The organism is Nisaea sp. (genome assembly GCF_017640745.1).
Lineage (GTDB): Bacteria > Pseudomonadota > Alphaproteobacteria > Thalassobaculales > Thalassobaculaceae > Nisaea.
In genome coordinates, this window is the sequence record NZ_JAEPQA010000017.1 from 84,117 (window position 1) to 110,953 (window position 26,837).

Sequence of the window (26,837 nt, forward strand, 5' to 3'; positions counted from 1 at the left end):
GCGACGCGTGATCGGCGTAAAAGGCGCTGACCGAACACACGCGGAGCCGCTGCCATGACTTCCTCTGAAACCCGTTTCTCCGGTCTGACCCAGCTCGGCGGCGCGACCGAACTGCCGGCGAGCCCGGAGGAGGCGGTGCTGGAAAAGGTGCCGAACTCTATGGCCGACACGAACTATGTCGTCCGCTTCACGGCACCGGAATTCACCTCGCTCTGCCCGATGACCGGGCAGCCGGATTTCGCCCATCTGATGATCGATTACGTGCCGGACGAATGGCTGGTGGAGAGCAAGTCGCTGAAGCTCTTCCTCGGCTCCTTCCGCAACCACGGCGCCTTTCACGAGGATTGCACCGTCGGGATCGCGAAGCGGCTGGTCGAGGAGCTGAAGCCGCGATGGCTCAGGATCGGCGGCTACTGGTATCCGCGCGGCGGGATCCCGATCGACGTCTTCTTCCAGACCGGTCCGGTGCCGGAGGGCGTGTGGCTGCCGGACCAGGGCGTGCCGCCCTATCGCGGTAGGGGATAGCTCTCCTGCATCGTCACCCCGGCGCAGGCCGGGGCCCAGAGGATCATGTGGTGGAGCCCGTCATCCCTGGGTACCGGCCTTCGCCGGTATGACGATTGAAGTTGGTTGCTCTTACGCAGCCGCATCCGAGAGCGCGGCGAAGCGCTCGAGATGGTGGTCGGTGTCGCCGAAGAGGTGATCGATCATCACCAGCCGCTTGGCGTAATGCGCGACGGGAACCTCCCAGGTCATGCCGATGCCGCCATGGAGCTGGATCGCCTGCTCGCCGACGGCGCGGGCATATTGGCCGATCCCGGCCTTGGCGGCGCTCACCGCGTGCTCGCGGATCTGCCGCGGCTCGTTCAGGCGTGCGGCGGCGAGGACGGCGAGGGATTTCGCCTGCTCCAGCGCGATCCGCATGTCGACGGCGCGGTGCTGAAGCACCTGGAACTGGCTGAGCGCACGGCCGAACTGCTTGCGGGTCTTCAGGTACTCGACCGTTGTGTCGACCGCGACCTCCATCGCCCCGACCGCCTCGCCGGCGAGCAGGACGATGGCGCGGGCCATCACTTCCTCGATCGCGGCGAAGCAGGCGCCCGGCGTTCCGAGCACGGCATCGGCGCCGACCTCGACGCCGTCGAGCGCGATCTCGGCGACGTGGGTGCCGTCGATCGCGGGCGTGCCGTGAAGCTTCATGTTCGCGGCGCCCTTCTCGACCAGGAAGAGGCCGATGCCGTCCTCGTCGTCATGGTTGCCGGAGATCCTCGCGGAGACGATCAGCATGTCCGCGGAAGCGCCGTTCAGCACCACCGACTTGCGCCCGGTGAGCTTCCAGCCGCCGCCGGTCTTCTCCGCCGTGCAGCGCACATGGGCGGCTTCGTAGCGGCTGTCCGGCTCGCCATGGGCAAGAGCCAGCAGCATCTCGCCACCAACCACGGCACCCAGCAGCGTTTCCTTCTGTTCGGGCGAACCGAGCAGCTCGACCAGGCCGCCGCCGAGCACGACGGTGGAGAGATAGGGCTCGACCACGAGGCCACGGCCCATCGCCTCGCCGAGGATCATCAGATCGATGCCGCCACCGCCGAGTCCGCCGAATTCCTCCGCGAACGGCACGCCGAGCATGCCGAGTTCGGCAAGCTGGCCCCAGACCTCTCGGGAGAAGCCTTCCTCACTGCCGGCGATCTTCTGGCGGGTCTCGAAATCATAGGTCTCGCGCACCAGACGCTCGACCGTATCCTTGAGCATGCGCTGCTCTTCGCTGAGCGAAAAATCCATTTCCTGTAATCCCTTAGAGTCCGAGCCCGGCCTTGGCGATGATGTTCTTCTGGATCTCGTTCGACCCGCCATAGATGCTGAGCTTGCGCATGTTGAAATATTGCTGGGCGATCGGCGCGGCATAGTCCGGGCCGACCGGTTCCCCGTTGAAACCCTCATCCAGCGCTTCCGACTGGAACGGGATCGCGTACGGGCCGATCGCGCGCCTCGCGAGGTCGGTAATCTCCTGACGAATCTCGGTGCCGCGGATCTTAAGGATCGAGCTTTCCAGCCCCGGTGCGCCGCCGGACTGCACCTCGGCCAGCACCCGCAGGTTGGTCATCTCATGCGCCATCAGGTCGATCTCGACCTTGGCGATCCGGTTGCGGAACAGCGGGTCCTCGATCAGCGGGCGGCCGTTCTTCACCTGGTCCCGGGCGATGGCTTTGAGATGCAGCAGCGCCGCCTTGGAGGAGCCGACATTGGCGATGCCGGTGCGCTCGTGGGTCAGCAGGTACTTGGCGTAGGTCCAGCCCTTGTTTTCCTCGCCGACGAGGTTTTCGGCCGGGACCTTCACATTGTCGAACCAGACCTCGTTCACCTCGTGCTCGCCCTCGAGCAGGATGATCGGACGCACGGTGACGCCCGGCGTTTCCATGTCGATCAGCAGGAAGGAAATGCCTTCCTGCGGCTTCGCCGCGTTCGGGTTCGTGCGCACGAGGCAGAAGATCTTGTCGGCATACTGGCCGAGCGTCGTCCAGGTCTTCTGGCCGTTGACGATGTAATGGTCGCCCTCGCGCACCGCGCTGGTACGCAGCGAGGCGAGATCGGAGCCGGAGCCCGGCTCGGAATAGCCCTGACACCACCAGTCGGTCAGGTCGAGGATGCGCGGCAAGTAGTAATCCTTCTGCGCCTGGCTGCCGAATTTCATGATCACCGGGGCGACCATGTTGACGCCGAACGGCAAGGTCCGCGGCGCGCCGTAGGCGTAGCATTCCTCCTCGAAGATATGCTTCTGCACCGGCGTCCAGCCTGGGCCGCCGAATTCCTTCGGCCAGTTCGAGCCGAGCCAGCCCTGCTCGGAAAGCGCCTTGTGCCAGCGGAAATAATCGTCCTTCACCAGACGTTTGCCGCCCTTGATCTTGGCGCGGAGGTCGTCGGGCACGCCGGCCTTCAGGAAGGCGCGCACCTCGTCGCGGAACGCCAGTTCCTCCGGGGTGAAGTTCAAGTCCATATCGTCTGCTCCCTTACGCCACTTCGAAGAGGCCGGCGACGCCCATGCCGCCGCCGACGCACATCGTGGTCACTACATATTTGGCGCCACGGCGCCTGCCCTCGATGAGGGCGTGCCCGACCATCCGCGAGCCGGTCATCCCGTAGGGATGGCCGATCGAGATCGAGCCGCCGTTGACGTTCAGTTTCTCGTCCGGAATGCCGAGTTTATCGCGGCAATAGAGAACCTGGGAGGCAAAGGCCTCGTTCAGTTCCCAGAGATCGATGTCGTCCACCTTGAGGCCGTTCCGCTCAAGAAGACGCGGCACGGCGAAGACCGGGCCGATCCCCATCTCGTCCGGCTCGCATCCGGCCGTCGCGAGGCCGCGGAAGATACCGAGCGGGGTGAGGTTGCGCTGCTCGGCGAGCTTCGCGTCCATGATGACGCAGGCCGAGGCGCCGTCGGAGAGCTGGCTGGCATTCCCCGCGGTGATGAAATGTCCTGCGCCGCGCACCGGCTCGAGACCGGCGAGGCTTTCGAACGTGGTGCCGGGCCTATTGCACTCGTCTTTCGTCAGCGTGACCGTCTCGCGGGAGGTCTCGCCGGTTTCCCGGTTCTTCACCAGCTTCTCGACGGTGATCGGAACGATCTCCTCGTCGAACTTGCCGGCTTCCTGACCGGCGGCGGTGCGCCGCTGGCTCCGCACGGCATATTCGTCCTGCGCCTCGCGGGAGATGCCGTAGCGCTCGGCGACCAGATCGGCAGTCTCGATCATGGAATGATAGAGTTCGGGCTTGTGCTCCATCAGCCAGGGCTCCTCGAGCCGGGTCTGGTTGAGGTTGGCCTGGGTCAGGCTGATGGATTCGACGCCGCCCGCCGCCATCACCGGCACGCCGTCGACGATGACGCGCTGCGCCGCCATGGCGATGGCCTGCAGGCCGGAGGAGCAGAAACGGTTCACGGTGACGCCGCCGGCCGAGACCGGCAGTCCGGCGCGGATCGCGGAAAGCCGGGCGATGTTCTTGCCGGTCGCGGCCTCGGGCAGGCCGCAGCCGAGGATCACGTCCTCGATTTCGCCCGGCTCGACCGCCGCGCGCTGGACCGCGTGGGCCAGCGCATGGCCGGCCATGGTCGCGCCGTGGGTGTCGTTGAACGCGCCGCGAAAGGACTTCGCCAGCCCGGTTCGGGCAGTCGACAGAATGACGGCTTCCTTCACCGTTTCCTCCCATTCGTTTTGTTATGTCATATCGAACGGAGGGGGAGAGCGACAAGTCTTTTCGAAATTCAGTTTCGCTTGGCGAAACAAGGCGCCGTCAATAGGGCTCCGGGATCCGGACGCCGTAGCGCGGTCCGTCCTGGGGGGCGCCCTTGATGGTCTCGCGCGGGGGCAGCGTCGGGGCCTCGAACGGGATCGGCTTGTAGTCGAACTGAGCGAGAAGATGGGTGATCAGGTTCAGCCGCGCCCGCTTCTTGTCGTTCGCATCGATGATGAACCAGGGCGTATCCGGTGTGTGGGTGTCGCGCAGCATCTCGTCATAGGCGATGGAATATTCGTCCCAGCGCCGAAAGGACTCAATGTCCATCGCGCTCAGCTTCCAGTGCTTCGTCGGGTCGGTGATGCGCGAGAAGAAGCGTCTTTCCTGCTCCTCCTGGTCGACATGGAGGAAATACTTGATCAGCTTGATTCCCGTCTCCGCGACCTCGCGCTCGAAGAAGGAGATGGTACGGAGAAAATGCTCGACGCGCTCCATTTCGGTGAAGCCCATGATCCTTTCGACGCCGGCCCGGTTGTACCAGGAGCGATCGAAGAGAACGATCTCGCCGGCAGAGGGGAAATGCTGGATATACCGCTGGACGTAGAGCTGGGTCTTCTCGCGCTCCGACGGCGCGGGCAGGGCGACGACCCTGAAGACACGCGGGCTCACGCGTTCGGTGATGCGCTTTATGACCCCACCCTTTCCGGCGGCGTCCCGGCCTTCGAACACGACGATGGCACGCTCGCCCGTTGCCTTGACCCAGGTCTGCAGGCGGCAGAGTTCGACCTGCAGGTCATAGAGCGCCTTCTCATAGGCCTTGCGGCCGAGTTTCCGGTGTTTGCCGCCGCTGCCCTTGGCCATGGGATCTCCTTTGGCTGCCGTTCGAATTAGATCACGCGTGGGAGCCGTCTGTCAGCCACCGGAAGAACCCGCCCGGGAATGGCGGAAACCGCAATGCCGGATTGCGAAACGTGTATGGCTTAAGGCGTGAAAGATACGTCCGGAGTCACTATTTGTTAGGAGCTGCTGTTTAGTCTGGGAAACCGGATCCGCCGCTGCGCGGGGTTGGGTGCCTTCCACTCTGATATCCCCGGGGAAACGTGTTCCTGGGAATACTGATCCTCTGGATCAGGGAAGGTCGGAATTGGCCGGTGGCGGGATCGACTGTTTACTCCTCGTCCTCTAGAGGTTGTTGTGGACCAAAGTACGATTAGCATGATCGAAGACGCCTATTTCGAGACTGTGGCGGAGTCGTTCGATCGCGGCTTGTCGCCCCTCAAAGCCCACATGGAAGGCGTCGTCGCGGCGGCGATGCTGCTCTCGGCGGTCGAGGGGGTCGAGGACGAAGAGGCTCGCAAGCAGGTCATGGATCTGGGCCTGCGGCCGCGCGAGGACGACTGATCAGTCCTCGGGGGACGCCTGGAACCTGATCAGGTGCGACCTGCAGGTGCTGCAGTCGCTGCTACCGAATCCCGGAACAGGTACACAAAAAGAGGAACATTCGAGCAGCCTGGCGGTCAGGTCGCATTCCGTGAGCGATCTGAAGGCCAGACCGGCTCGATCATCCGCATGCGCGGTAATCTGGTCTATATGCCAGCGTAGCTGACCGTTTCCGCGGAGGTGTCGGCCGAGGCGGGCCTTCAGGCCACCAGGCCCCTTTGCGCTCCCGGAATATACGTAGAGACCTGACGGCAGACGGGACTCGCGTTTTCCAATCCTAACGAGCAGCGGCGATCGAAGCCGCAGAAGAAGCAGGTAACTGCCCGGATCCGAATCAAGCGTTTCGTCTGTGCGGTGAACGATGCCGGTGTCCGGGACCCGCGTCCGGACGGCCTCTATCAGGCCGTCGAGAGCTGTCCCGGACACCGGCTTCATCGTTATCCGGCGGCTTTCACTTCGAGACGCCGGCCGTGCAGCACGGGCTCGGTGTAGCCGCTCGGCTGCTCGCGGCCCTTGAAGACGAGATCGCAGGCCGCCTTGAAGGCGATGCTCTTGTCATAGTCCGGAGCCATCGGCTTGTAGGCGGGATCGCCGGCATTCTGGCCGTCCACCACCTTCGCCATGCGCTTCATGGTCTCCTCGACCTGGGCCGCGGTGCAGACGCCGTGATGCAGCCAGTTGGCGATGTGCTGGCTGGAAATGCGCAGGGTCGCGCGGTCTTCCATCAGCCCGACATTGTTGATGTCCGGCACCTTGGAACAGCCGACGCCCTGATCGACCCAGCGCACCACATAGCCGAGGATGCCCTGGGCGTTGTTGTCCAGTTCCTGCTGGATCGTTTCCGCGTCCCAGTTCGGCCGCTCGGCGACCGGGATCGAGAGGATGTCGTCCAGATTGGCCCGACCGCGGGACTTCAGCTCGTCCTGGCGGGCTTTCACGTTCAGGTCGTGATAATGCGTCGCGTGCAGCACGGCGGCGGTCGGCGACGGCACCCAGGCGGTGTTCGCGCCGGCTTCCGGATGCGCCTTCTTCTGCTTCAGCATCTCGGCCATCAGGTCCGGCATGGCCCACATGCCCTTGCCGATCTGGGCATGGCCCTGCAGACCGCATTCGAGCCCGATATCGACGTTCCAGTCCTCGTAGGCCTTGATCCAGGAAGAGGCCTTCATGTCGCCCTTCCGGATCATCGGGCCGGCTTCCATCGAGGTGTGGATCTCGTCACCGGTACGATCGAGGAAGCCGGTATTGATGAAGACCACCCGGTCCTTGGCGGCACGGATGCATTCCTTGAGGTTCACCGTGGTGCGGCGCTCCTCGTCCATGATCCCCATCTTGAGAGTGTTCTTGGGCAGGTCGAGCAGCTTCTCGGTCTCGGCGAAGAGCGCCTCGATGAAGGCGACTTCCTCGGGCCCGTGCATCTTCGGATTCACGGTGTAGACCGAACCGGCGCGGCTGTTGCCGCCGTTGTTGGCGCCGCGGATGTCATGCAGGGCGATGGCGGCATTGAAGACGCCGTCCATGATGCATTCCGGGATTTCCTTGCCGCCATCATAGAGAATCGCGGGATTGGTCATCAGCAGGCCGACATTGCGCACCAGCATCAGGCTGCGGCCGTGCAGCCGGACCTCGCCCTTGCCGTCCGGTGCCGTGTAGGTACGGTCCGGGTTCAGCTTGCGGACGACTTCCTTGCCGCCCTTCACAAAGCTGTCGGAGAGATCGCCCTTCACCAGGCCGAGCCAGTTGCGGTAGGCGAGCACCTTGTCCTCTGCATCGACCGCGGCAACCGAATCCTCGCAGTCCATGATCGTGGTCAGCGCCGCCTCGACGATGACGTCGGCGACGCCCGCCGGATCGTCCTTGCCGATCGGGTGGTTCTTGTCGACGACGATCTCCAGATGCAGATCGTTGTTCTTCAGCAGGATCCCGCTCGGTGCGCCCGCATCGCCCTTGTAACCCACGAATTGGGCCGGGTCTTTCAGGCCGGTGGTGCTGCCGTTCTTCAGGGCGACGGAAAGCGCACCGCCGGACACGGAATAGCCGGCGGCATCGGCATGGCTGCCGTTGGCGAGCGGTGCGGAGCGGTCGAGCAGGTCGCGGGCCCAGGCGATGACCTTCGCGCCTCGCTTCGGATTGTAGGCGCCGCCGGCTTCGGCGCCGCCTTCGTCGGAGATCGCATCGGTGCCGTAGAGTGCATCATAGAGGCTGCCCCAGCGCGCGTTGGCTGCGTTCAGCGCGTAGCGCGCATTCATCACAGGGACGACCAGCTGCGGGCCGGCGACCGTCGCGATCTCGGCGTCGACATTCGTGGTGCCGACGGAGAAGGCCGGGCCTTCCTCGACCAGATATCCGATTTCCTTCAGGAACGCCTTGTAGGCGTCGAGATCGAAGCCGGCGCCGCGATTGGCCTTGTGCCAGGCGTCGATCTTGTTCTGCAGCTCGTCGCGCTTGGCGACAAGGACGCGGTTCTTCGGAGCGAAGTCGCGGACGATCTTGTCCAGGCCGTTCCAGAAGGCCGTCGCATCGACGCCCGTGCCCGGCAGGGCTTCTTTATTGATGAACTCGTAAAGTCCTGAGTCGATCTGCAGGCTGCCGATCTCGGTCCGGCTGGTCATTGGGAAGCCCTTTCCGCATGGGGTCATGATCATCTAAATCGCGGCGCATCCTCGTGATCGCCGGGCAGCGGCGCAAGCTGAGGTTCCGCGATGCGGAAACGGAAACCATTTTTTATTGCGGGCGCTCAGACGGCTTTCTTCGAGAGGACCTTTTCGACGAATTCGCGGAGGTTGCCGCCGGTGAACCGGAAACCCGGCAACCCCGCCGCCTCGGCCGCCTGCAGGTCCGTCAGGTTGTCGCCGATCAGGAACGACCGCGAGAGATCGACGTCCCAGTGCTCGAGCAGATCGTGGATCATGCCGGGTCCGGGCTTGCGCCAATGGGCGAGATGACTGAATCGGCCGTCGTCGAAATCCGGATGGAAAGGGCTGAAACGGGCATCGTCGATCCCCCCTCCGGCGGCGCGCAATTCCCGGTCCATCCAGCCGTGTAAAGCCTCAACTTCCTCGGGGCCGAAATAGCCGCGGGCGATTCCGGACTGATTGGTTACGACGAACACGAGGTACCCGTGCGACTTGAGCAGCGCGACGGCCTCGCGGGCGCCGGGGATCCACTCGATCTGTTCGGGCTTGTGCGGGTAGCCAGTGTCCCGGTTGAGAACGCCGTCGCGGTCGAGGAAGGCTGCTGGTCTTTTGGTCATCCGATTGCCGCTCTGCCAATCTTTTGCGCACGGGGGGCGAGACAAGCCCGTTCCCGTCGGCTGCCATCCGGGAGTGAGATTTTTCACAGCCCGTCCGCACACCGCGCATTTTGGTCAAATCCCTTGGTTTCTTTACGTTATCTTCATTCCCATATCGCACAGTAGGCAACGTAATGCATCGGGCCTCTCCTTGGCCCGTCGATTGCATACTTTCGTATTTAAACCGAAAAAAGGGTCGGGGCATCGCGCAAGGGCGCCGGAGCCCGGCCCAGAGCCGACGGAGTAGGACAGAATGGTCCGCATAATGGAAATTGTACGTAAGTCCGTGCATGCTCTGTTTCATCCGTATCGTCCGGAGAAACGCTACATGCGTGGCAACTCGGCCCGCTGAGCTCTGCGAGTCCGCGTCTTGCCGCATCCGCCCGAGTTCCTCTCGCGACCCTGCCCGTGCGGACTTCCAACCGCGGAACGGGTCTGTATAGTGGTGCGCCGGGGCCGGATTTGTCATAGCGTCGGGACATGATGGAACAGGAACGCGCACAGTCGCCTCGACAGCAGGATTACGGCTTCGATCTCGACAGGGTCTATGCCTCCCTGGTCGGTATCAGAACAGCCATCCCGGACGACGCCTTCACGGCGGACATTCTCGGCACGGAGCGGAGCGGCAACGGCGTCGTGATCCGCGAGGACGGACTGGTCCTGACCATCGGCTATCTCGTGACGGAAGCCGAGCAGGTCTGGATCACCGACAATTTCGGCCGCGCCCTTGCCGGCCATGTGCTCGGGTACGATCAGGAGACCGGCTTTGGTCTCGTGCAGGCTCTCGGGCATCTCGATCTCCCGGCGCTTCCGCTTGGAGATTCGGACATTCTCGAAGAAGGCGATCCGGTCATTCTCGGCGGCGTCGGCGGCGCGAAGAGTGCTGTGGCAGCGGAGGTCATGGCGATTCGCGAATTCGCCGGCTACTGGGAGTATCTGCTCGACAAGGCCATCTTCACCGCGCCGGCGCATCCCAACTGGGGCGGTTGCGGTCTGATCGGTCCCGACGGAAGTCTGCTCGGGATCGGCTCGCTCATGGTGCAGCAGACCACGGAAGATGGCGCGATCGACGGCAACATGGTGGTGCCGATCAATCTCCTCAAACCGATTCTTGAACAGCTTTCGACCTTCGGACGGGTCGCAAAGCCGCCGCGTCCCTGGCTCGGCATCTTCGGCACGGAGATTCAGGATCAGGTCGTGGTCGCCGCTTTGAGCGAGAACGGCCCTGCCGATGAGGCGAATATCCAGGTTGGCGACATCGTCGTCGCCGTGGACGATGCACGGGTCAAATCGCTTGCGGAGTTCTTCCGCCATGTCTGGGCACTGGGCGAGGCGGGAGTCACCGTGCCGCTGTCTCTCGCGCGGGACGGCGAGATCCTGAATGCGGAAGTTCGCTCGATTTCGCGCGATGCACTGCTGAAATCGCCGGCGGTCCATTAAGCGCCGCGTCCGGCATCTGAAACACGCGTTCCACTTTCTTTGGTGCAATGCAGCAAAGAGAGTGACAGTATCATCGGTCAATGGTGTGGAGATTGCGGCGGCCAGCCCAGGCTTTCGCCGCGTCCTCCGGAGAACGGAGCCAAAGCAATGCTGTATCATATGTATGAAGCCACCCGCATGGCGATCATGCCGTGGCGCCTCGGTGCGCAGGCGGTGCGCAATTCGGTCATGGCGCCCTGGAGCCCGCTCTCCTATACGCCCATCGGACGGCAGATCGGATCAGCGGCGGAGCTATTCGAGCGCGTTACGCGGCGGTACGGAAAGCCCGAATGGGGGCTCGAGAAGACCGTGATCGACGGCAAGGAAGTCGCGGTCGAGGAAGACGCCGTCATCCATCGTGCCTATTGCAGCCTGGTGAACTTCAAGCGCGATACCAAGCGTAAGGATCCGAAGCTGCTGGTGGTGGCGCCGCTTTCAGGGCACTACGCAACGCTGTTGCGGGGTACCGTGGAAGCGATGCTTCCGGACCACGATGTCTATGTGACCGACTGGAACGATTGCCGCTACGTGCCGATCACCTCCGACCGGTTCAACCTGAATGACTACATCGATTACATCATCGATTTCCTACACTATCTCGGGCCGAACACGCATGTGATCGCGGTCTGTCAGCCGAGCGTGCCGGTACTCGCCGCAGTATCCGTGATGTCCGGCTGGGGCGATATCTGCGCGCCGGCCTCGATGACCCTGATGGGCGGGCCGATCGACACGCGGCGCAACCCGACGGCGGTCAACAAGCTCGCCAAGGAACACGCGATCGAATGGTTCGAGCGCCATGTCGTGACCATGGTGCCGCCGCCCTATCCGGGCATGGGGCGCCGGGTCTATCCGGGCTTCATCCAGCTCACCAACTTCATCTCGATGAATCTCGACCGGCACATGATCTCGCTGAACGAGCTGTTCGATCATCTGGTGCAGGGCGACGATGAAGAGGCCGATAAGCGCAAGGCCTTCTACGAGGAATATCTCGCGGTCATGGATCTGCCGGCGGAGTTCTACCTGCAGACTGTCGAGACCGTATTCCAGAAGCATTCCCTGCCGAAGGGCGAGATGATCGCGCGCTGGCATCCGGTGAAGCCGGAAGCGATCACCAGGACGGCGATCTGCTGCGTCGAGGGTGAGCTGGACGATATTTCCGGTGTCGGCCAGACCAGGGCGGCTCTGGACCTCGCGTCCAACCTTCCGGACTCGATGAAGCACTATCACCTGCAGAAGAATGTCGGGCATTACGGCATCTTCAACGGCGGGCGGTGGCGGCGCGAGATCGCGCCGATGGTGAAGGAATTCATCCGCACGCACGATCACGAGCTCGGCGCCAAGTCCCGCAAGCTGCACGCGATCGCGGGCTAGAACAGCGCTAACGCCAAATCGGACAGGGTGACGCGGCCGCCGGACTTGCTCTTTCGGCGGCCCGTTGCCATCATCCCTGTTCCTTTCCCGACCTCCCTGATTTCAGAGGACAAAGATGAACGGCGCAGAGAGCCTGGTGCGAACCCTTGTCGCGTCCGGAGTGGACGTGTGTTTCTCCAACCCCGGCACCTCGGAGATGCACTTCGTCGCCGCGCTCGACCGGGTCGAGGGCATGCGCTGCGTGCTCGGCCTGTTCGAGGGTGTCGTCACCGGCATGGCCGACGGTTATGCCCGGATGGCCGGCAAGCCGGCCTCGACCCTGCTGCATCTCGGTCCCGGCCTCGGCAACGGCCTCGCCAACCTGCATAACGCGAAGAAGGCCTTTACGCCGATCGTCAATATCGTCGGCGAGCACGCGACCTACCATGTCGAGCACAATGCGCCGCTGACGGCGGATATCGAGGGTATCGCCCGTCCGGTTTCCGGCTGGGTTCGGACCTCGATGTCGGCGAAGGACGTGGCGAAGGACGGGGCCGAAGCGGTCGCGGCCTCAATGGGCGTGCCTGGCCAGATCGCGACCTTGATCCTCCCGGCGAACACCGCCTGGGAGGAGTCCGACGGTCCGGCCGCGCCGGTGCCGCCGGTCGCCCGGCCTAAGGCGTCGGAAGAGGCGGTCCGCGCCGCCGCCGCCGCGCTGGTCTCCGGCGAGGAATGCATGATCCACATGTCGGACACCGCGCTGATGGGCGAGGCGCTCGAAATGGCCGGGCGTATTGCCGCCAAGACCGGCTGCCGGTTGTCCTGCAAGACCAGCAACCGGCGCTGGGAGCGCGGCGCGGGCCGCGTTCCGGTCGAGCGCATCCAGTATCCGGTCGACATCGCCCTGAAGCAGCTTGGCACCGTAAAGCATCTGATTCTGCTCGGCGCGCCGATTCCGGTAGCCTTCTTCGCCTATCCTAACAAGCCCAGCGTGCTGATCCCGGAAAGCTGCAAGGTCGTCGAGGTCGCGCCGGAAGGGTACGATCTGCTGGCGGCGCTGCGCGACATCGCCGACGAGGTCGGAGCCACGGATGTCGAACCGATTCGTCAGGAAGGGAAGAAGCCTGACCTGATGACGGGCGAGCTGACGCCGGAAAGCATCGCATCGGCCATCGGGCATTTCATGCCGAAGGATGCGATCATCGCGGACGAATCTGTCACCTCGGGACGGGGTCTGATGCCGTTCACGGCAGGTACCGAGCAGCATGACTGGCTGGCGCTGACCGGCGGCTCGATCGGCATCGGCATGCCCTACGCGACCGGTGCCGCGATCGCCTGTCCGGACCGCAAGGTCATTTGCCTCGAAGGCGACGGCAGCGGCATGTATACGCTTCAGGCGCTCTGGACCCAGGCGCGTGAGAAATGCGACGTGGTTAACGTTATATTTGCCAACAGGACGTATGAGATCCTTAAAGGCGAGCTGATGAACGTCGGTGCGCAGAATCCGGGCCGAAAGGCCTTCGACATGCTGGAGATCGGCCGGCCGGATCTCGACTGGCGGCAGCTTGCCGCGGGAATGGGCGTTCCGGCGACCCGCGCGACGACCGCGGAGGAGTTCAACCAGCAGTTCGAACGCGCACTGAACGAGCCCGGCCCGCATTTGATCGAAGCCTGGATGTAACTTTTGGTACATACTCTCGACCATGGGTCATACGCGTAAACGTGTTTCGATAGAGCGACTTGCCGTCGAGCAGCTGTCCCGCATGCTGCAGGCCGGCTCGTCGCGGGTCTTCAACTGCGCGGCGCTGCACAGGAATGTGCTCGCCGCCGGCGGGGCGCCGGGGCAGTTCCTGTTCAAGACTCGCGATCTCAACAACGCGATCTTCATGAAGGAAGTCTATCCGGACGACGACATGAGGGAGGCGTCGACAAATCCGGTCGGAACCAAGATCTTCTTTTCCTACAATCAGAAAGCCGATCTCGAGGGCGGCAAGTCGATCTTCCTGAACGACCGAAATTTGCGGACCGCCCTGCAGTTCCATGCGGGAATGTCGGCCTCGGAAGCGTCCGAGGAGGCCGCGGCCGATCTGAAGATCCTGAAGATCATCGACGAATTGCCGTCCGTGGATCCCTTCCTGTTCCGCGAGCGCATGGAGTCGGAAGGGTTCGATCCGCATCCGGGATATTTCGAGATCACCGAGGCGGAGTTCGGACGCGTTCGCGACCATGTCATGCGCCAGTTCCAGCCGATCGTCGAAACCGCGTTCGAGGGCGTGACGGATGCGAACCGGGCCGTATACCTGAAGACACTGGTGAACAAGCTCTGGGACGGCAACGACATGGACGCGCTGAAGCCCGTCATCAAGGCGATGCGGATCAGCGAGGCGGACGCCGCCGAGACCTTCTATGCCTGGAAAGGCATCATCTATTACGACTATGTCTTCTCCCGGCGCCAGGAGACCTGGAAAGACTATGCGAACTGGCTGAATTCGGAGTCGCGCCCTCTCGACTCGATGCCGTCGATGGCGCAGATGTCGATGGACCAGCAACTCGGCGAGTGGCGGAAACTATATCAGAAGCGCTGGAAGGCGGTGCATCTGATGCTGTCCGACTACCGCAATTCCTACGAGATCCTGTTCCGCGATCACAAGAGCCCCGAGCCGTTCATCAAGTTCCTGAACACCGCCGGCAAGCGATTCTACCAGCTCGGCGACAGCATGAGCCGGATCGACCATACAATCGAGGTCTGGCGCACCTATGTCGGCAATTCCTCGATGCGTTTTCTCCGTTTCGAGCCGCTCTTCGAGCTCGGCCGGACCAGCGTGCGGATCCTGGGCGGACGCTGAACCATGCGGGCATTCCAAAGGCCGCCGGAAGTCGCGGCGCTGGAAGCGGCTTTCGCGCGGGCCAACGAGGGGGGCAACGGTTATGCCTTCGTGTCGGCCCCGCTTGCGGTCTCGGCCCTGCTCGATCTGCTCGACGGTGGTGCGCATATCCTTGTCTCCGAAGGACTCCAGGCCGACGTCTACCGGATGATCGAAGGCATTCGCCGGCGTTCTGCGGGCCTCAAAGTCGGGTTCGCCGACATGGCGGACCTCGCCGCGGTGGAGGCTGCGGTCTCTGACGAAACGCGCTTGCTCTGGATCGAGGCGCTCGCCGGACCGAAACTTTCCAGCCCCGATCTCCCGGCGCTCGCGCGGTTCGCCAGGTCCCGCGACATATCCACCGTTGTCGATATCTCCGCGTGGACAGATGCGGGCGCACAGTCCCTCGCGTCTGGGGCTCACATCGTCTTTTCCGCTGCTCCCGGACGCGCGTTCTCGGAACAGAACGCTGGTGTGCGTGGCGGACTGGTCGCGTTCTCGCGGGAAAAAGGTTTCGCGGAGGACCGCTTTGCGTTTCTGCAGACGGCCTATGACGCTCTGCCTCAGCCGGGGCAGGCGGCGGAAATGCTCCGGGACCTGGAGCGGCTTCCGGAGGAAATGGCGCGGCGGGCGGCCAGTGCCGCGGCGCTGGCGGACATCCTCGCGCAAGCAGACTTCGTGGAAGACCTCTTCTATCCCGGCGGAGGCGCGGCGGAACTGTCGTTGACGCTGAAAGGGGCGGCTTCGGAAGTCGCGGGCGCTCTTGGCCGGCTGCAATGTTTCGGTCCGGGCCTTGCACCGGGCCTTCCCGGGACTTACTGGCACTATGCGCGCCGGTCCCACGAGGCGGTGCCGCAGGAGATCCGCCTTGCCCTCGGCATCGCTGACGGGATCGTCCGCATCGGCGTTCCGGCGGCGGATGCGGCCACGCTGGCCGAGGATTTCCGGGCCGCGTTCGGCTGAGCTGGCAAGATCCGCGATTGAACTTGTCGCGGGCCGCAACTATATTTGAAGGCGTTTTCCGGAGAATTCCGGATCATTCGTTTGGAGACGATCATGGCTGTCGGATCAGCGATCAGCGCATCACTGACAGATTTGCGGGGCCTCGTGCGGCCGCAGGAGCAGGCTCCTGCGAGCGAAGAGCGCGGCGAGGTGCAGGAAAACGGGGGCAATACGGCGCGGCTCGATACCGCGGCGAGTGAGCCGTCGACCGGCGTTGCGGAATCCGCCAGCAGCCGGGGCGAGAACGACAATCCGGGTGCGGGCACGCAGGCGCGCGACGACCGGCTGCCGAATTCCGGCGACCCGAACCGCGGGACAACTCTCGACATAGCTGTCTGAGCGTCTCGCGTCAGAAGAAAACAAAGCGGCCCACTGGGCCGCTTTTCATTTGTTCAGGAAGATCTTTCCTCTCAGGCGGGGTGCCCGAGCGGGTGCTGCTGATAGCGCCGCAATGCGATCGCCGCCGCCGCGGCGACGGCGACCTTGAGCGCATCGCCCGGGATGAAGGGGAGCGAGCCATAGAGCGCCTTGTCCAGCGGGATGCCGGCGACCGCGACCATCCAGGCGATCCCGCCCGCATAAACCAGCACGATGCCGCCGACGATATTGATCGCGACGGCGCGCCAGAGATTGTAGCGCTCCCAGGTCTTCTCGGTCAGCCAGCCGATCAGCCATGCCGCAATCGGCCATGAAAACAGGAACCCCGCCGTAACGCCGGCGAAAACCGCGGCACCGCCCCGTCCGCCGGCGAGCAGCGGCAGTCCGACTGCGACCAGAACCAGGAAGACGAGGAGAGCGAGACCGCCGCGCCTGGCGCCGAGCAGCGAGCCTGCAAGCATCACGCCCAATGTCTGCGCCGTCACCGGCACCCCGGTCAGCGGCAGGGTCAGGGCCGGAAACAGTCCGAGAACCGCGGTTATGGCGGCGAAGAGCGCGATCAGGACGAGGTCGCGTGTGGTCATGAAAACTTCCTTGTTCGTTTGCTCAGAGCTCGACGCCGCGGGCCTCGATGGCCTCCGCGATCTGGTCGGCGCGGCGCAGGGTCTGGATCGTCACCGGGACCAGGAGGGCCAGCGGATTGCCGCCGAGCCCGCGCGCCTGCTGGGCCGCACGTACCGACATCCACGTGTCGGCGAGTACCGGAATGAAGCGGATAGTCAGCGCGAAGACAAGGCTGATCTTCGCCGGATTGATCCCGAAGAGGGCAAGCGGCCGGAGTGCGCGCTCGAGCACGGCCATCATGTCCGAGACCTTGGTCGTCAGCGTGAGCAGCAGGCCGCAGCCGATGATCGTCGCGAAACGGAGGACCAGGATTGTGCCGAGTTCCGGCGATGTGAAGATGGCATGCGCGGCGAAAAACACGGCGAGAACGGCGAACAGCGGGAGTGCCTGTCGGAGTACCGCTCCAAGGGGCAGGCGGGCGAGCATGAAACAGGCAAGCACCGAGGCAAGGCCGATCGCGAGCAGGAGCGGAGACTCCGTCAGGAGGACGGCGATGCCCGCAGCGAAGAGCCCGGCGAGTTTCCAGACTGCGTGCAGTCTGTGCACAGGCGAGGTGCCGGGCTGGTAGAGAGACAGGTTCATTCCGCCATGCTCCGGTAGCGCGCGATCACGGCCTCCGCGGGGCCATCGTCGAGTACCCGGCCGTCCTCCAGGAGCAGGACGCGCTCGTATCCGGCGGCGATTTCGAGATCGTGGGTGACGCAGATGACGGTTTCCGGGAGTGCGTCGATCGCTTCCATCACACGTCGGCGATTTCGCAGGTCGAGAAGGGTCGTCGGCTCGTCCAGCACCAGATAGCGCGGTGCCCGAAGCAGGATGTTGGCAAGGGCCAGAAGCTGCTTCTCGCCGCCGCTCAGATTGTGGGACGGCTGCTCGCGGAGATGGCCGAGGGCAAAGCGGGAGAGGATCCGCTCGATCGCCGCGTCCTCCTCAGGCCGGTCGAGCTTCAGCGCTTTCAGACTGAAACGCAGATCCTCCTCGACCAGCGGCATGACGATCTGGTTGTCCGGATCCTGGAAGAGGAAACCGACCAGCCGCCGCACCGCCTTCGCATCCTTCGCGGTGTCGACCCCGTCCACCGTCACCCGCCCCGAGCTGGGCCTTACGAGGCCGTTCAGCAGCCGGGCGAATGTCGACTTTCCGGAGCCATTCGCACCGATCACGGCGATCCGCCGCTCGCGCAGCGTCAGCGTCACGTCCTTCAGCACGGTCCGGCCGGGAACCGTTGCATTCACCTGTTCAAGAGAAATCAATCACCATCCCCCGTGCCGGGCCTTCTGCCCCAGCAGGCCCGGCAAAGGCAAGCCGAAAGCAGAGATTGCCCGCCGCCGCGATCTCCGGCTTCGCCCGGTGCGCCATCCTTCGGCCGCGGCAAAGTATCGGAAGGCGACAAAAAGGATTCTCAGAGGCGTTATTCCATGCATCATTGCATGGTATTTTAGATAAGTGGGGGCGGCTCTCGTGAAGGCTCAGGAAATTCGATGAAACGGACCTGGGTATCGCTTGCCGCCTTTCTGCTCATCCTTGCAGTCGGATCGGGCATATCCTTCTGGGTCTATCAGAAGCAGCACGGCGAACTCGTTGCCGGCGGAAGCGAGCAACTCGCCGTCGCGCGCAGCGCGTTCACGCGAGAGCTCAACCGGCTCTTCGAGCCTGGACCGGCGGTCTACGAAGCCATGGTCGATGCACGTCTGACCGCGCGTTCCGAGAGCGAGGCCCGCGAACTTTTCTTCGCCATCGCGACCGGCCCGGTGCTCCGGACCCGGCAGATCAACGGTATTTTTCTCGGTTTCCCGGACGGCCGTTTCCTGCATGTTCAGGACCTCGTGCCGTCGAGCAAGAGCGGCATCGCCGCCGGTCTCACCCGGCGGATCATCGACGATCCTGTCAGTCTTCCTCAAGGCCGGTGGTTCCAGCCGGGAAGCGGAAACGGGCGCTGGGACGAGAAGCAGATCGAGGCCGAGCCGTACGATCCGCGCAGCCGTCCCTGGTACAAGGCGGCCGTCACCTCCAGCGGTCCGGTCTGGACCAAACCCTATATCTTCGCCTCCAGCGGATCTCTCGGTGTCACCTACGCGCATCGCATCTACCGGGACGACGGGACGCTCTGGGGGGTGCTCGGGGTGGATCTTTCCCTCGCCTCCCTTTCGCTGACCCTGCTCGATGCGGCCAATACTTTGACCCGCTTCGAGGACATGGTTTTCGCCACGGATCTCGCGGGACGCATGCTCGCGCATCCGGATCTGGTCCGCGCCCGTCCTTCGGAGCGGGCCGACGTCGAGGCGTTCCTCGAACGCTACCGCGCCGAAGATTCCGTCGAGCGGATCCTGATCGAGGCGGTCCGGCAGACGGATGCGGTCCAGGTCGTCGATGTGGGCGACGGGGAATATCTCGCGACCAAAGGCGATCTGGATCCGAATCTGGCGATGCCGATCAGCATCTATCTTGCGCAGGACATGGATACGATCCTCGCCGACGCGCACGAAACCCTGCTGCGCAATGTGGCGCTCCTGTTCCTCGCGATCGTGGCCTTCGGTTCGGTTTCTTTCTATGTCGTGAAGCTCGGGGTCGAGGTTGCCGCACGCGTCCGGGCCGAGGCGCAACTGGTGGAGGCCCGCGATGCGGCCGAAGCGGCGACACGCGCGAAATCCGCCTTCCTCGCCACCATGAGCCACGAGATCCGCACGCCGATGAATGGCGTCATGTCGATGGCTGAGCTCCTCGCGGTCAGCAAGCTTGACGCCGAGCAGAGCAGCATGGCGCGGGTGATCCGCGAGTCCGCCTCCGCTCTGCTGACCATCATCAACGACATCCTCGACTTTTCGAAAATCGAGGCAGGCAAGCTCGATGTGGAGAGGGTTCCGTTCTCGCTGATGGAGAGCGTCGACGCCGCCGCGGAAATCGTCGCTCCCCGCGCCGAGGAGAAGAGGCTTTCGCTTGTCGTCGATATGCAGACCGACCTTGCCGACCGGCGCCTCGGCGATCCGACCCGGCTCAAGCAGATCCTCCTCAATCTCGTGGGGAACGCGGTCAAGTTCACCGAATTCGGAGAAGTCCGGATCCGAGTCCGGGCACTTGCGACACGCGGCGCCGGATGGCTCCGCTTCGAGGTGAGCGATTCCGGGATCGGGATATCCGAAGAGCAGCGCAGCCTGTTGTTCCAGCCTTTCGTGCAGGCGGATCAGTCTACCGCCCGAAAGTTCGGCGGCACCGGTCTCGGGCTTTCGATCTGCCGCCGTCTGGCGGAGCTGATGGGCGGGCGGATCGGCGTGGAGAGTACGCCAGGGGAGGGATCGACTTTCTGGTTCGAGCTGCCGCTGTCGGTCGTGGAGTCCATGCCGCCGGTCCCGCCCTACGGACTGTCCGCCGCCCGGGTGATTCTGGTCGGCATGGAACCTGAGCAAACCGAGATCGCGGCGCGCTACCTCCAGGCAGGCGGCGTTTCGAATATCGCCATCGTCAGCGATTCCGGGCCGGAACCCGCTCCGGGAGAGCTGGTGATCTCGGGACCGCTTGCCGCCGCCGAAGAGGCGGAGCGGTTGCGCAAGCCGGGAGGCGTACTCGTTTTCTGTGGCGGACGGGAGCAATTGGCATCGCTGGCGCCAGGGACAAAGGCGAAGGCCGCGCTGCTGGTCGCCGAGCCGCTCACGCGCCCGAAGCTCTGGCGCGCCGTGGCCGTTGCCCTCGGTCTCGAAACCGCCGGGGCGACAGAGGCTGAAACGCGTCCGGATCTTTCCTTTGCGCCGCCGTCCGCCGAGACGGCGCGCGCGGCAGATGCGCTGGTCCTGGTCGCAGAGGACAACCAGACCAACCAGACGGTGATCCGGAAAATGCTTGCGCGCATGGGCTTTGCCGCCGAACTGGTGCCCGACGGACGGGCGGCGCTCGAGGCGCTGGAACGGGGTGGCTACGGCCTGTTGCTGACCGATATCAACATGCCGGAGATGGACGGCTTGGCGTTGGCCCGGGCCCTGCGGGAACGGGAGACCGGCCGACGGCTCCCGGTGATCGCACTCACCGCCGACGCCATGGCCGAGACCGAAGCCGAATGCCTCGATGCCGGCATGGATGCCTGCCTCACGAAACCGATCGACAGCCGCGCGCTCGGCGCGATGCTGGCGCAGTACCTGCCGCAAGCGCTTGATCTCAGGCGCAGCGCAGCTGCAGAGAGCCGCGCTCCCGCCGAGGCCGCTGCCAAATGGGACCGGGAGATCTTCGATCCGTCCTCGATGGAAGAGGCATTCGGATCGCTCGACGGGGAAGCCAGGGCATTCGTTCTTTCCGCGCAGGCGGTCTGGGGCCCGCGAATCGAGGAGATTGCGCGGGCACTGGAATCCGGTGACCATCATGCGGCCCGAAATGCGGCACATTCTCTAAAGGGCGCCGCTCTGTCTGTCGGCGCGCTCAGATTGGGCCGGATTGCCGGTGACCTGCAGGCAGCGCTCGACGAAAAGGACGAGGCTATGGCCTCGATCATGGTCGAGATCCTGACCCCGACACTGACCGAGTTCGAAGAGACAGTCCGGGAGATCTTTCACCAAGAGGGGCATCGGAAATGACCGGGGCTCAATCCGCCTACGACCTGAAACGCGTTCTGGTCCTGGAGGACGAGACGCATATCCGCAGGATCATCGTGCGTCTGCTGAGGGAGATCGGCTTCGATACGATTTACGAAGCGAGCGACGGCATTGACGGTATGAAGGAATTGCTCCGGGTCCGTCCCGACCTGATCCTTTGCGACATCCACATGGAACCTATGGGCGGCATGAAGTTCCTTGAGACGGTCCGGAACTTGAACACGAGAGATGTCGCCAACCTTCCGGTCATCTTCCTGACGGCGGATGCGGAGGTCGACACGGTGCTGAAGGCGAAGGAGCTGCGTGTGGACGGCTATATCGCGAAGCCCGTATCCCTCGCGCATTTGAAGATCAAGATCGACACGGTCCTGGCCGAGCACAAGGCGCGCCGGGAGAGCTGACCGCTTTCCTCGGCCGCCCCGCGATCAATCCAGTGCGGTGTTCTCTCCGTAAAGCGCTTAGTCGATCAGGAGAGGAAAATCCGCATGACGGGCTGTCTGGTGCTCATTCTCGGCGACCAGCTAACGCCGTCACTTTCGTCGCTGACAGCGGCTCGCAAGGCGTCTGACCGAATCCTCATGGCCGAGGTCGCGGCGGAAGCGACCTATGTGCGGCACCACAAGAAGAAGATTGCCTTCGTCTTCTCGGCCATGCGCCACTTCGCGGAAGAGCTCCGAGGCGACGGCTGGACGGTGGATTATGTCCGGTACGACGACCCGGACAATACGGGTTCGCTCGGCGACGAGGTCGCGCGCTTTGCGCGCCGTCACGATGCCGCGCGCGTCGTGGTGACCGAGCCCGGCGAGTGGCGGCTGTTGCGGGAGATGGAAGCTTGGAGCGAGGGGCTCGGGCGCCCCGTCGAGATCCTGCCCGACACGCGTTTCCTAGCGAGCCGGGAGGATTTCGCGGCCTGGGCCGAGGGGCGCAAACAGCTTCGGATGGAGTATTTCTACCGCGACATGCGGCGGCGGACGGGATTGCTGATGGACGGCGATCAGCCCGCCGGCGGCAAGTGGAACTACGATGCGGAGAACCGCAAGCCCGCCTCGTCGGATCTCTTCATGCCGCAGCCGCTCGAAACCGCTCCGGACCGGGTGACGCGCGGGGTGCTCAATCTCGTCGCCCAGGACTTCGGCGATCATTTCGGGGATCTCGAGCCCTTCTGGTTCGCGGTGACGCGGGAGCAGGCGGAAGCCGCGTTCGATCGTTTCGTCGGGGAGGCCCTGCCGCGCTTCGGCGACTTTCAGGACGCGATGCTGAGGGGCGAGAAGTTCCTCTATCACTCCGTCGTTAGCCTCTACATCAATGCGGGGCTGCTCGATCCGCTCGCAGTCTGCCGAAAGGTCGAGCAGGCGTATCGGGACGGTGACGTCCCGCTGAACGCGGCGGAGGGCTTCATCCGCCAGATCATCGGTTGGCGGGAATATGTCCGGGGGATCTACTGGCTTAAGATGCCGGGCTACGCGGAGTCGAACTTCTTCGGCGCCGACCGTCCGCTGCCGGATTTCTACTGGAGCGGCAAGACGGAGATGACCTGTCTCGCGGCCGCGATCGGGCAGACGAAGGAAGAGGCCTACGCCCATCACATCCAGCGCCTGATGATCACCGGGAATTTCGCCATGCTGGCGGGGGTTGATCCGCACGAGGTGCATGAATGGTATCTCGCGGTCTATGCCGATGCTTATGAATGGGTGGAGATGCCGAACACGCTCGGGATGAGCCAGTTCGCGGACGGCGGACTGCTCGGCTCCAAGCCCTACGCCGCCGGTGGGAACTACATCAGCCGGATGTCGGACTATTGCGAGGAATGCCGTTTCGACGTGAAGCGGAAAACCGGGAAGGACGCCTGCCCGTTCAATTATCTCTATTGGGATTTCCTCGCCCGGAACCGCGAGAAGCTGGACGGCAATCCGCGTCTCGGTCCGGTCTATCGGACCTGGGACCGGATGGCGGAGGACAAACAGGCCGCCTATCGAGAGAGCGCGGCGTCTTTCCTCGCGGAGCTTTCCTCATGACCGGTCTTCGCTGATCGCCGGCACCGCTCCGAGCAGTAGCGCACCTCGTCCCAAGCGCGCGCCCACTTGCGCCGCCAGGCGAACGGGCGCCGGCAGGTCACACAGATCTTCTCGGGCAGGTCGCCCTTGCGCTTCATCTTCATTGTCTGGCCACGGAGAGGTGTCGGTGTCACCTTCTACGGTGGGCGCTGCATGAAGGATCAGTGCCGGTACCGGGAGCCGTCTCGCATGAAGCGCATCGAATATTTCTACGCCGCCTATTCCGGCTATGCCTGGATCGGCTCCGCCAAACTTATGGAGATCGCCGCCGCCGCGGGCGCGGTGCTGGTTCACCGGCCGTTTCATCTCCGGACGCTTGTCGCCGCGCGGGGGAACGCGGAGCGGATCGCGGACCCGGTCTACCGGAACTATGCCTTCCGCCGCGAGATCGAGCGCTGGGCCGAATATCGCGGCGTGCGCATGCTGGGACGGACGCCGACGTACCATCAGGCCTCCTACGAGACCGCGAACCGGATGCTGATCGCCAATGGCGAGACGGATCCCGGAACCGACCGCCTCGCGCATGCCTTCCTCGAAGCGCACTGGGCGGACGATGCAGACCTCTCGGACCTGCTCACTCTGGAAAAGCTCGCGGGCGCAGTCGGCCTCGACGGTGCAGCGCTGATCGCTGCGGCCGCTGCCCCGGAAATCGGCGCGCGGCACGAGGCGAACACGGCCGATGCCATCGAACGGGGCTTCTTCGGTTCGCCGACCTATGTCGTCGACGGCGACGTCTTCTACGGTCAGGATCGGCTGGAACTGGTCGCGCGGGCGCTGGAGAGGCCCTTTGCGGACAATTGGGCTCGGCTCGCCTGATCAGGCGGTGCGTGCTTTCTGCCTGCGGCGGACCTCGGCAAGAACGACCACGGCCAGGCCCGCCGCAAGCACCCACCAGACGGGGCGGATGCCGGCCGCGAAATCGAACTGCGCCTCCAGCATGGTCGCAACAGAGACCGGGTATTTCAGCGTGATGATGACGATTTCGAGGCCGGCGGTCAGCGTCGCGGAGAGAAGCGCGAGAGCCGAGAGCGTGGCCGTCCCGGGCGCGCCGATCTTCCAGTTCCAGACTCGGTAGAGCATCAGCCAGGCGAAGAGACCGCTGAAGAGCAGCGGCTCTGTCACGTCGTTCTTCACCTGGAGGAAGAAATGGACCAGCGCCAGCAAGGCGATCGGATAGACAAGCTTGTGCAGTTTCTGCCAGCGCGGCCCGCCAAGGCGGCGCACCATGCCGTCGGTCGAGGTCGCCGCGAGGGCCCCGAGGCCGAGCAGGGCGACGAAGCCGATGGTGAGATAGAAGCGCAGCACGATCTCGCTCGCCACTTTCGGCAGGTCCCAGGCCTGCTGTCCGGCATAGAGCACGAGATGCAGGACGGCGCCGAAAAAGACCGTCACCCCAACCATGCGCCGGATCGACATCAGTTCGCCCCAGCGCAGAGCGCGGCGGAGCGGTGTCACGGCCAGCGAAGCTATCAGGAAGAGGGTGGTCCACCAGCCTACCCGGTGGACCGCCGCGTCCCAGGGGCGCGCGCCGAGGGTGCCGGCGAGCGCATCGGCGAGGAGCAGCAGCGCCGGCGCGAGCAGGGCGAGAAAGACCGCAAGCTTCAGCCGCGACAGCCGGCCCGCCCGGTCGGTCCAGGGCAGGTGGCGTGGAAACACGCTGGCGGCAGGCCGGCGGACGGTCGCGGAACTCATGCGGTGCATTCTCCTTGCCCGGAGGCGGAATTCAAGCGCTTCCGGGCAAGCTGGTCAGTGGTGGTGCTGACATGAACGCACGATCGCGTGACCATGCCGTGCGCTCGTCCTACCCGAGGATGCCGGGCAGGTTGAGCTGGTGCTCGCGTGCGCAGTCGAGGGCGATCTCGTAGCCGGCATCCGCGTGCCGCATGACACCGGTCGCCGGATCGTTCCAGAGCACCCGCTCGAGCCGCCTGTCCGCCGCCTCCGAGCCGTCGCAGACGATGACCATGCCGGCATGCTGCGAGAACCCCATGCCGACCCCGCCGCCATGGTGCAGCGAGACCCAGGTCGCGCCCGAGGCGCAGTTCAGCAGGGCGTTCAGCATCGGCCAGTCGGAAACCGCGTCGGAGCCGTCGCGCATGCCTTCGGTCTCCCGGTTCGGCGAGGCGACGGAACCCGAGTCCAGATGGTCGCGGCCGATCACGACCGGTGCCTTGAGCTCGCCCTTGCGGACCATCTCGTTGAAGGCGAGGCCGAGCCGGTGGCGATCGCCGAGCCCGACCCAGCAGATCCGTGCCGGCAGGCCCTGGAAGGCGATGCGGTCGCGCGCCATCTCAAGCCAGTTATGCAGGTGATTGTCGCCCGGCAGCAGCTCCTTCACCTTCTCGTCCGTGCGGTAGATGTCCTCCGGATCGCCGGAGAGCGCGCACCAGCGGAATGGACCGACGCCACGGCAGAAGAGCGGGCGGATATAGGCGGGCACGAAGCCCGGGAAGGCGAAGGCGTTCTCCAGCCCTTCCTCGAGCGCGACCTGGCGGATGTTGTTGCCGTAATCGACCGTCGGCACGCCGCTTTCCGAGAAGGCGACCATGGCCGCGACATGTTTCTTCATCGAAGCGCGCGCGGCCTTCTCGACCGCTTTCGGATCGCTCTCCTGCTTCTCGCGCCATTCGGCGACGTTCCAGCCCTGCGGCAGATAGCCGTGCACCGGGTCGTGCGCCGAGGTCTGGTCGGTGACGATATGGGGACGGATGCCGCGGCGCTGGATCTCCGGCACGATGTCGGCGGCATTGCCGAGCAGGCCGACGGATTTCGCCTCGCCGGCTGCGGTCCAGCGCTCGATCATCTGCAAAGCCTCGTCGAGGCTGGTCGCCTTCTCGTCGAGATATTTCGTGCGCAGGCGGAAATCGATCCGCGTTTCGTCGCATTCGACGGCAAGGCAGCAGGCACCGGCGAACACAGCGGCGAGCGGCTGAGCGCCACCCATGCCGCCGAGCCCTGCCGTCAGGATCCATTTCCCGGTCAGGTTGCCGCCATAGTGCTGGCGCCCGGCCTCGACGAAGGTCTCGTAGGTGCCCTGCACGATGCCCTGGCTGCCGATATAGATCCAGGAGCCGGCCGTCATCTGGCCGTACATCATCAGGCCCTTGCGATCGAGCTCGTTGAAATGCTCCCAGGTTGCCCAGTGCGGCACCAGGTTCGAATTCGCGATCAGAACACGCGGCGCGTCGGCATGAGTACGGAAGACGCCGACCGGCTTGCCCGACTGCACGAGAAGCGTCTGGTCCTCTTCCAGTTCCTTCAGGCTCTCGACGATGCGGTCGAAGTCGTTCCATGTGCGGGCGGCGCGGCCGATGCCGCCATAGACCACCAACTCGTGGGGATTCTCGGCGACGTCCGGATGCAGGTTGTTCATCAGCATCCGAAGGGGCGCTTCGGTGGTCCAACTCTTCGCGTTCAGTTCCGGACCGGTCGGCGGGAAGATGTCGCGGACATTCTTGCGGGGATCTTTCATGGCGTCTCTCCGGGGATCAGTAGCGGCTGGAAATTTCCATCAGCGGCAGATGGCCGCTTGCCTTGACGATGCTGAGGT

25 protein-coding genes are annotated in these 26,837 nt (G+C 64.3%); 12 read left to right on the forward strand and 13 right to left on the reverse strand.

What is annotated here, in order from left to right:
- Positions 1-54: 54 nt before the first annotated feature.
- The gene (gene queF, locus JJ959_RS13250) at positions 55-525 is read left to right on the forward strand and encodes a preQ(1) synthase (protein ID WP_292884299.1); all 471 of its coding nucleotides are present in this window, start codon (positions 55-57) and stop codon (positions 523-525) included.
- A 111-nt stretch (positions 526-636) separates the two neighbouring features.
- On the opposite strand, the gene JJ959_RS13255 is transcribed toward queF, so the two are convergent.
- The 4 genes from JJ959_RS13255 to ppk2 form a co-directional block, all read right to left on the reverse strand.
- Entirely contained in the window at positions 637-1,779 is a 1,143-nt protein-coding gene (locus tag JJ959_RS13255; RefSeq protein ID WP_292884301.1) for an acyl-CoA dehydrogenase family protein, read from the reverse strand.
- 13 nt (positions 1,780-1,792) lie between these two features.
- Positions 1,793-2,992 (reverse strand): acyl-CoA dehydrogenase family protein, encoded by a 1,200-nt coding sequence (locus JJ959_RS13260; protein ID WP_292884303.1) that lies wholly within the window; start codon positions 2,990-2,992, stop codon positions 1,793-1,795.
- A gap of 13 nt (positions 2,993-3,005) precedes the next feature.
- Complete coding sequence (locus JJ959_RS13265) at positions 3,006-4,187, reverse strand: acetyl-CoA C-acyltransferase (protein ID WP_292884305.1); 1,182 nt, start codon at positions 4,185-4,187, stop codon at positions 3,006-3,008.
- Positions 4,188-4,284: 97 nt separating this feature from the next.
- Positions 4,285-5,088, reverse strand: a complete 804-nt coding sequence (ppk2, locus tag JJ959_RS13270) for a polyphosphate kinase 2 (RefSeq protein WP_292884307.1) — start codon at positions 5,086-5,088, stop codon at positions 4,285-4,287.
- Positions 5,089-5,442: 354 nt separating this feature from the next.
- Here ppk2 and JJ959_RS13275 point away from each other — a divergent pair, with 354 nt between their 5' ends.
- Positions 5,443-5,628: a hypothetical protein gene (locus tag JJ959_RS13275; protein WP_292884309.1), complete on the forward strand. Its 186-nt coding sequence runs from the start codon at positions 5,443-5,445 to the stop codon at positions 5,626-5,628.
- Here JJ959_RS13275 and JJ959_RS21355 read toward each other — a convergent pair whose 3' ends face one another.
- The 3 genes from JJ959_RS21355 to JJ959_RS13285 all read right to left on the reverse strand — a co-directional run bounded on the left by JJ959_RS21355 (position 5,629) and on the right by JJ959_RS13285 (position 8,920).
- Entirely contained in the window at positions 5,629-6,102 is a 474-nt protein-coding gene (locus JJ959_RS21355; RefSeq protein ID WP_366817050.1) for a GIY-YIG nuclease family protein, read from the reverse strand.
- A 2-nt stretch (positions 6,103-6,104) separates the two neighbouring features.
- Positions 6,105-8,279 (reverse strand): malate synthase G, encoded by a 2,175-nt coding sequence (locus tag JJ959_RS13280; protein WP_292884311.1) that lies wholly within the window; start codon positions 8,277-8,279, stop codon positions 6,105-6,107.
- A 125-nt stretch (positions 8,280-8,404) separates the two neighbouring features.
- Positions 8,405-8,920 carry an HAD family hydrolase gene (locus JJ959_RS13285; protein ID WP_292884313.1) on the reverse strand — a complete coding sequence of 172 codons (516 nt, stop codon included), beginning with the start codon at positions 8,918-8,920 and terminating at the stop codon, positions 8,405-8,407.
- Between the two features lie 522 nt (positions 8,921-9,442).
- On the opposite strand from JJ959_RS13285, the gene JJ959_RS13290 reads away from it, so the two are divergent.
- The 6 genes from JJ959_RS13290 (at position 9,443) to JJ959_RS13315 (ending at position 15,993) form a co-directional block, all read left to right on the forward strand.
- Complete coding sequence (locus tag JJ959_RS13290; RefSeq protein ID WP_292884315.1) at positions 9,443-10,399, forward strand: S1C family serine protease; 957 nt, start codon at positions 9,443-9,445, stop codon at positions 10,397-10,399.
- 147 nt (positions 10,400-10,546) lie between these two features.
- A complete protein-coding gene (gene phaZ / locus JJ959_RS13295) occupies positions 10,547-11,809 on the forward strand; it encodes a polyhydroxyalkanoate depolymerase (protein ID WP_292884317.1) in 1,263 nt (420 codons plus the stop codon).
- A 115-nt stretch (positions 11,810-11,924) separates the two neighbouring features.
- Positions 11,925-13,469 carry an acetolactate synthase large subunit gene (locus JJ959_RS13300; protein ID WP_292884319.1) on the forward strand — a complete coding sequence of 515 codons (1,545 nt, stop codon included), beginning with the start codon at positions 11,925-11,927 and terminating at the stop codon, positions 13,467-13,469.
- Positions 13,470-13,491: 22 nt separating this feature from the next.
- Positions 13,492-14,634, forward strand: a complete 1,143-nt coding sequence (locus tag JJ959_RS13305; RefSeq protein ID WP_292884321.1) for a hypothetical protein — start codon at positions 13,492-13,494, stop codon at positions 14,632-14,634.
- A 3-nt stretch (positions 14,635-14,637) separates the two neighbouring features.
- Positions 14,638-15,615, forward strand: a complete 978-nt coding sequence (locus JJ959_RS13310) for a PLP-dependent transferase (protein WP_292884323.1) — start codon at positions 14,638-14,640, stop codon at positions 15,613-15,615.
- Between the two features lie 93 nt (positions 15,616-15,708).
- On the forward strand, positions 15,709-15,993 hold the full coding sequence (locus tag JJ959_RS13315) for a hypothetical protein (RefSeq protein WP_292884325.1): 285 nt from the start codon (positions 15,709-15,711) through the stop codon (positions 15,991-15,993).
- A 71-nt stretch (positions 15,994-16,064) separates the two neighbouring features.
- Here the strand turns inward: JJ959_RS13315 and JJ959_RS13320 are convergent, their stop codons facing one another.
- The 3 genes from JJ959_RS13320 to JJ959_RS13330 are packed head-to-tail and all read right to left on the reverse strand — an operon-like array spanning position 16,065 to position 17,909.
- On the reverse strand, positions 16,065-16,616 hold the full coding sequence (locus JJ959_RS13320; RefSeq protein WP_292884326.1) for a biotin transporter BioY: 552 nt from the start codon (positions 16,614-16,616) through the stop codon (positions 16,065-16,067).
- Positions 16,617-16,638: 22 nt separating this feature from the next.
- Entirely contained in the window at positions 16,639-17,238 is a 600-nt protein-coding gene (locus JJ959_RS13325; protein WP_292884328.1) for an energy-coupling factor transporter transmembrane protein EcfT, read from the reverse strand.
- A complete protein-coding gene (locus JJ959_RS13330; RefSeq protein WP_366817052.1) occupies positions 17,235-17,909 on the reverse strand; it encodes an ABC transporter ATP-binding protein in 675 nt (224 codons plus the stop codon). The genes JJ959_RS13325 and JJ959_RS13330 overlap by 4 nt, the downstream gene beginning before the upstream one ends.
- Positions 17,910-18,137: 228 nt before the next feature.
- Between JJ959_RS13330 and JJ959_RS13335 the strand changes: the two genes are divergently transcribed.
- The 3 genes from JJ959_RS13335 to JJ959_RS13345 all read left to right on the forward strand — a co-directional run bounded on the left by JJ959_RS13335 (position 18,138) and on the right by JJ959_RS13345 (position 23,248).
- Positions 18,138-21,215: an ATP-binding protein gene (locus tag JJ959_RS13335; protein WP_292884330.1), complete on the forward strand. Its 3,078-nt coding sequence runs from the start codon at positions 18,138-18,140 to the stop codon at positions 21,213-21,215.
- The gene (locus JJ959_RS13340; protein WP_292884332.1) at positions 21,212-21,634 is read left to right on the forward strand and encodes a response regulator; all 423 of its coding nucleotides are present in this window, start codon (positions 21,212-21,214) and stop codon (positions 21,632-21,634) included. Before JJ959_RS13335 ends, JJ959_RS13340 begins: the two co-directional genes overlap by 4 nt.
- Positions 21,635-21,718: 84 nt before the next feature.
- The gene (locus tag JJ959_RS13345) at positions 21,719-23,248 is read left to right on the forward strand and encodes a cryptochrome/photolyase family protein (RefSeq protein WP_292884334.1); all 1,530 of its coding nucleotides are present in this window, start codon (positions 21,719-21,721) and stop codon (positions 23,246-23,248) included.
- Here the strand turns inward: JJ959_RS13345 and JJ959_RS13350 are convergent.
- Positions 23,203-23,391 (reverse strand): DUF2256 domain-containing protein, encoded by a 189-nt coding sequence (locus tag JJ959_RS13350; protein ID WP_292884336.1) that lies wholly within the window; start codon positions 23,389-23,391, stop codon positions 23,203-23,205. The two genes, JJ959_RS13345 and JJ959_RS13350, sit on opposite strands and share 46 nt — an antisense overlap.
- Before the next feature lie 85 nt (positions 23,392-23,476).
- Here JJ959_RS13350 and JJ959_RS13355 point away from each other — a divergent pair, with 85 nt between their 5' ends.
- Positions 23,477-24,103 carry a DsbA family protein gene (locus JJ959_RS13355; RefSeq protein WP_292884338.1) on the forward strand — a complete coding sequence of 209 codons (627 nt, stop codon included), beginning with the start codon at positions 23,477-23,479 and terminating at the stop codon, positions 24,101-24,103.
- On the opposite strand, the gene JJ959_RS13360 is transcribed toward JJ959_RS13355, so the two are convergent.
- On the reverse strand, positions 24,104-24,979 hold the full coding sequence (locus JJ959_RS13360; RefSeq protein WP_292884340.1) for a ferric reductase-like transmembrane domain-containing protein: 876 nt from the start codon (positions 24,977-24,979) through the stop codon (positions 24,104-24,106). It abuts the gene before it with no gap.
- A gap of 109 nt (positions 24,980-25,088) precedes the next feature.
- Positions 25,089-26,759 (reverse strand): urocanate hydratase, encoded by a 1,671-nt coding sequence (hutU, locus tag JJ959_RS13365; protein WP_292884342.1) that lies wholly within the window; start codon positions 26,757-26,759, stop codon positions 25,089-25,091.
- Between the last annotated feature and the right edge of the window lie 78 nt (positions 26,760-26,837).

Bases quoted from the DNA above. Each gene is read 5' to 3' on its own strand.
- queF (WP_292884299.1), top strand. From the start codon at position 55: ATGACTTCCTCTGAAACCCGTTTCTCCGGTCTGACCCAGCTCGGCGGC.
- JJ959_RS13255 (WP_292884301.1), bottom strand. From the start codon at position 1,779: ATGGATTTTTCGCTCAGCGAAGAGCAGCGCATGCTCAAGGATACGGTC.
- JJ959_RS13260 (WP_292884303.1), bottom strand. From the start codon at position 2,992: ATGGACTTGAACTTCACCCCGGAGGAACTGGCGTTCCGCGACGAGGTG.
- ppk2 (WP_292884307.1), bottom strand. From the start codon at position 5,088: ATGGCCAAGGGCAGCGGCGGCAAACACCGGAAACTCGGCCGCAAGGCC.
- JJ959_RS13275 (WP_292884309.1), top strand. From the start codon at position 5,443: ATGATCGAAGACGCCTATTTCGAGACTGTGGCGGAGTCGTTCGATCGC.
- JJ959_RS21355 (WP_366817050.1), bottom strand. From the start codon at position 6,102: ATGAAGCCGGTGTCCGGGACAGCTCTCGACGGCCTGATAGAGGCCGTC.
- JJ959_RS13280 (WP_292884311.1), bottom strand. From the start codon at position 8,279: ATGACCAGCCGGACCGAGATCGGCAGCCTGCAGATCGACTCAGGACTT.
- JJ959_RS13285 (WP_292884313.1), bottom strand. From the start codon at position 8,920: ATGACCAAAAGACCAGCAGCCTTCCTCGACCGCGACGGCGTTCTCAAC.
- JJ959_RS13290 (WP_292884315.1), top strand. From the start codon at position 9,443: ATGGAACAGGAACGCGCACAGTCGCCTCGACAGCAGGATTACGGCTTC.
- phaZ (WP_292884317.1), top strand. From the start codon at position 10,547: ATGCTGTATCATATGTATGAAGCCACCCGCATGGCGATCATGCCGTGG.
- JJ959_RS13300 (WP_292884319.1), top strand. From the start codon at position 11,925: ATGAACGGCGCAGAGAGCCTGGTGCGAACCCTTGTCGCGTCCGGAGTG.
- JJ959_RS13305 (WP_292884321.1), top strand. From the start codon at position 13,492: ATGGGTCATACGCGTAAACGTGTTTCGATAGAGCGACTTGCCGTCGAG.
- JJ959_RS13310 (WP_292884323.1), top strand. From the start codon at position 14,638: ATGCGGGCATTCCAAAGGCCGCCGGAAGTCGCGGCGCTGGAAGCGGCT.
- JJ959_RS13315 (WP_292884325.1), top strand. From the start codon at position 15,709: ATGGCTGTCGGATCAGCGATCAGCGCATCACTGACAGATTTGCGGGGC.
- JJ959_RS13320 (WP_292884326.1), bottom strand. From the start codon at position 16,616: ATGACCACACGCGACCTCGTCCTGATCGCGCTCTTCGCCGCCATAACC.
- JJ959_RS13325 (WP_292884328.1), bottom strand. From the start codon at position 17,238: ATGAACCTGTCTCTCTACCAGCCCGGCACCTCGCCTGTGCACAGACTG.
- JJ959_RS13335 (WP_292884330.1), top strand. From the start codon at position 18,138: ATGAAACGGACCTGGGTATCGCTTGCCGCCTTTCTGCTCATCCTTGCA.
- JJ959_RS13340 (WP_292884332.1), top strand. From the start codon at position 21,212: ATGACCGGGGCTCAATCCGCCTACGACCTGAAACGCGTTCTGGTCCTG.
- JJ959_RS13345 (WP_292884334.1), top strand. From the start codon at position 21,719: ATGACGGGCTGTCTGGTGCTCATTCTCGGCGACCAGCTAACGCCGTCA.
- JJ959_RS13350 (WP_292884336.1), bottom strand. From the start codon at position 23,391: ATGAAGATGAAGCGCAAGGGCGACCTGCCCGAGAAGATCTGTGTGACC.
- JJ959_RS13355 (WP_292884338.1), top strand. From the start codon at position 23,477: ATGAAGCGCATCGAATATTTCTACGCCGCCTATTCCGGCTATGCCTGG.
- JJ959_RS13360 (WP_292884340.1), bottom strand. From the start codon at position 24,979: ATGAGTTCCGCGACCGTCCGCCGGCCTGCCGCCAGCGTGTTTCCACGC.
- hutU (WP_292884342.1), bottom strand. From the start codon at position 26,759: ATGAAAGATCCCCGCAAGAATGTCCGCGACATCTTCCCGCCGACCGGT.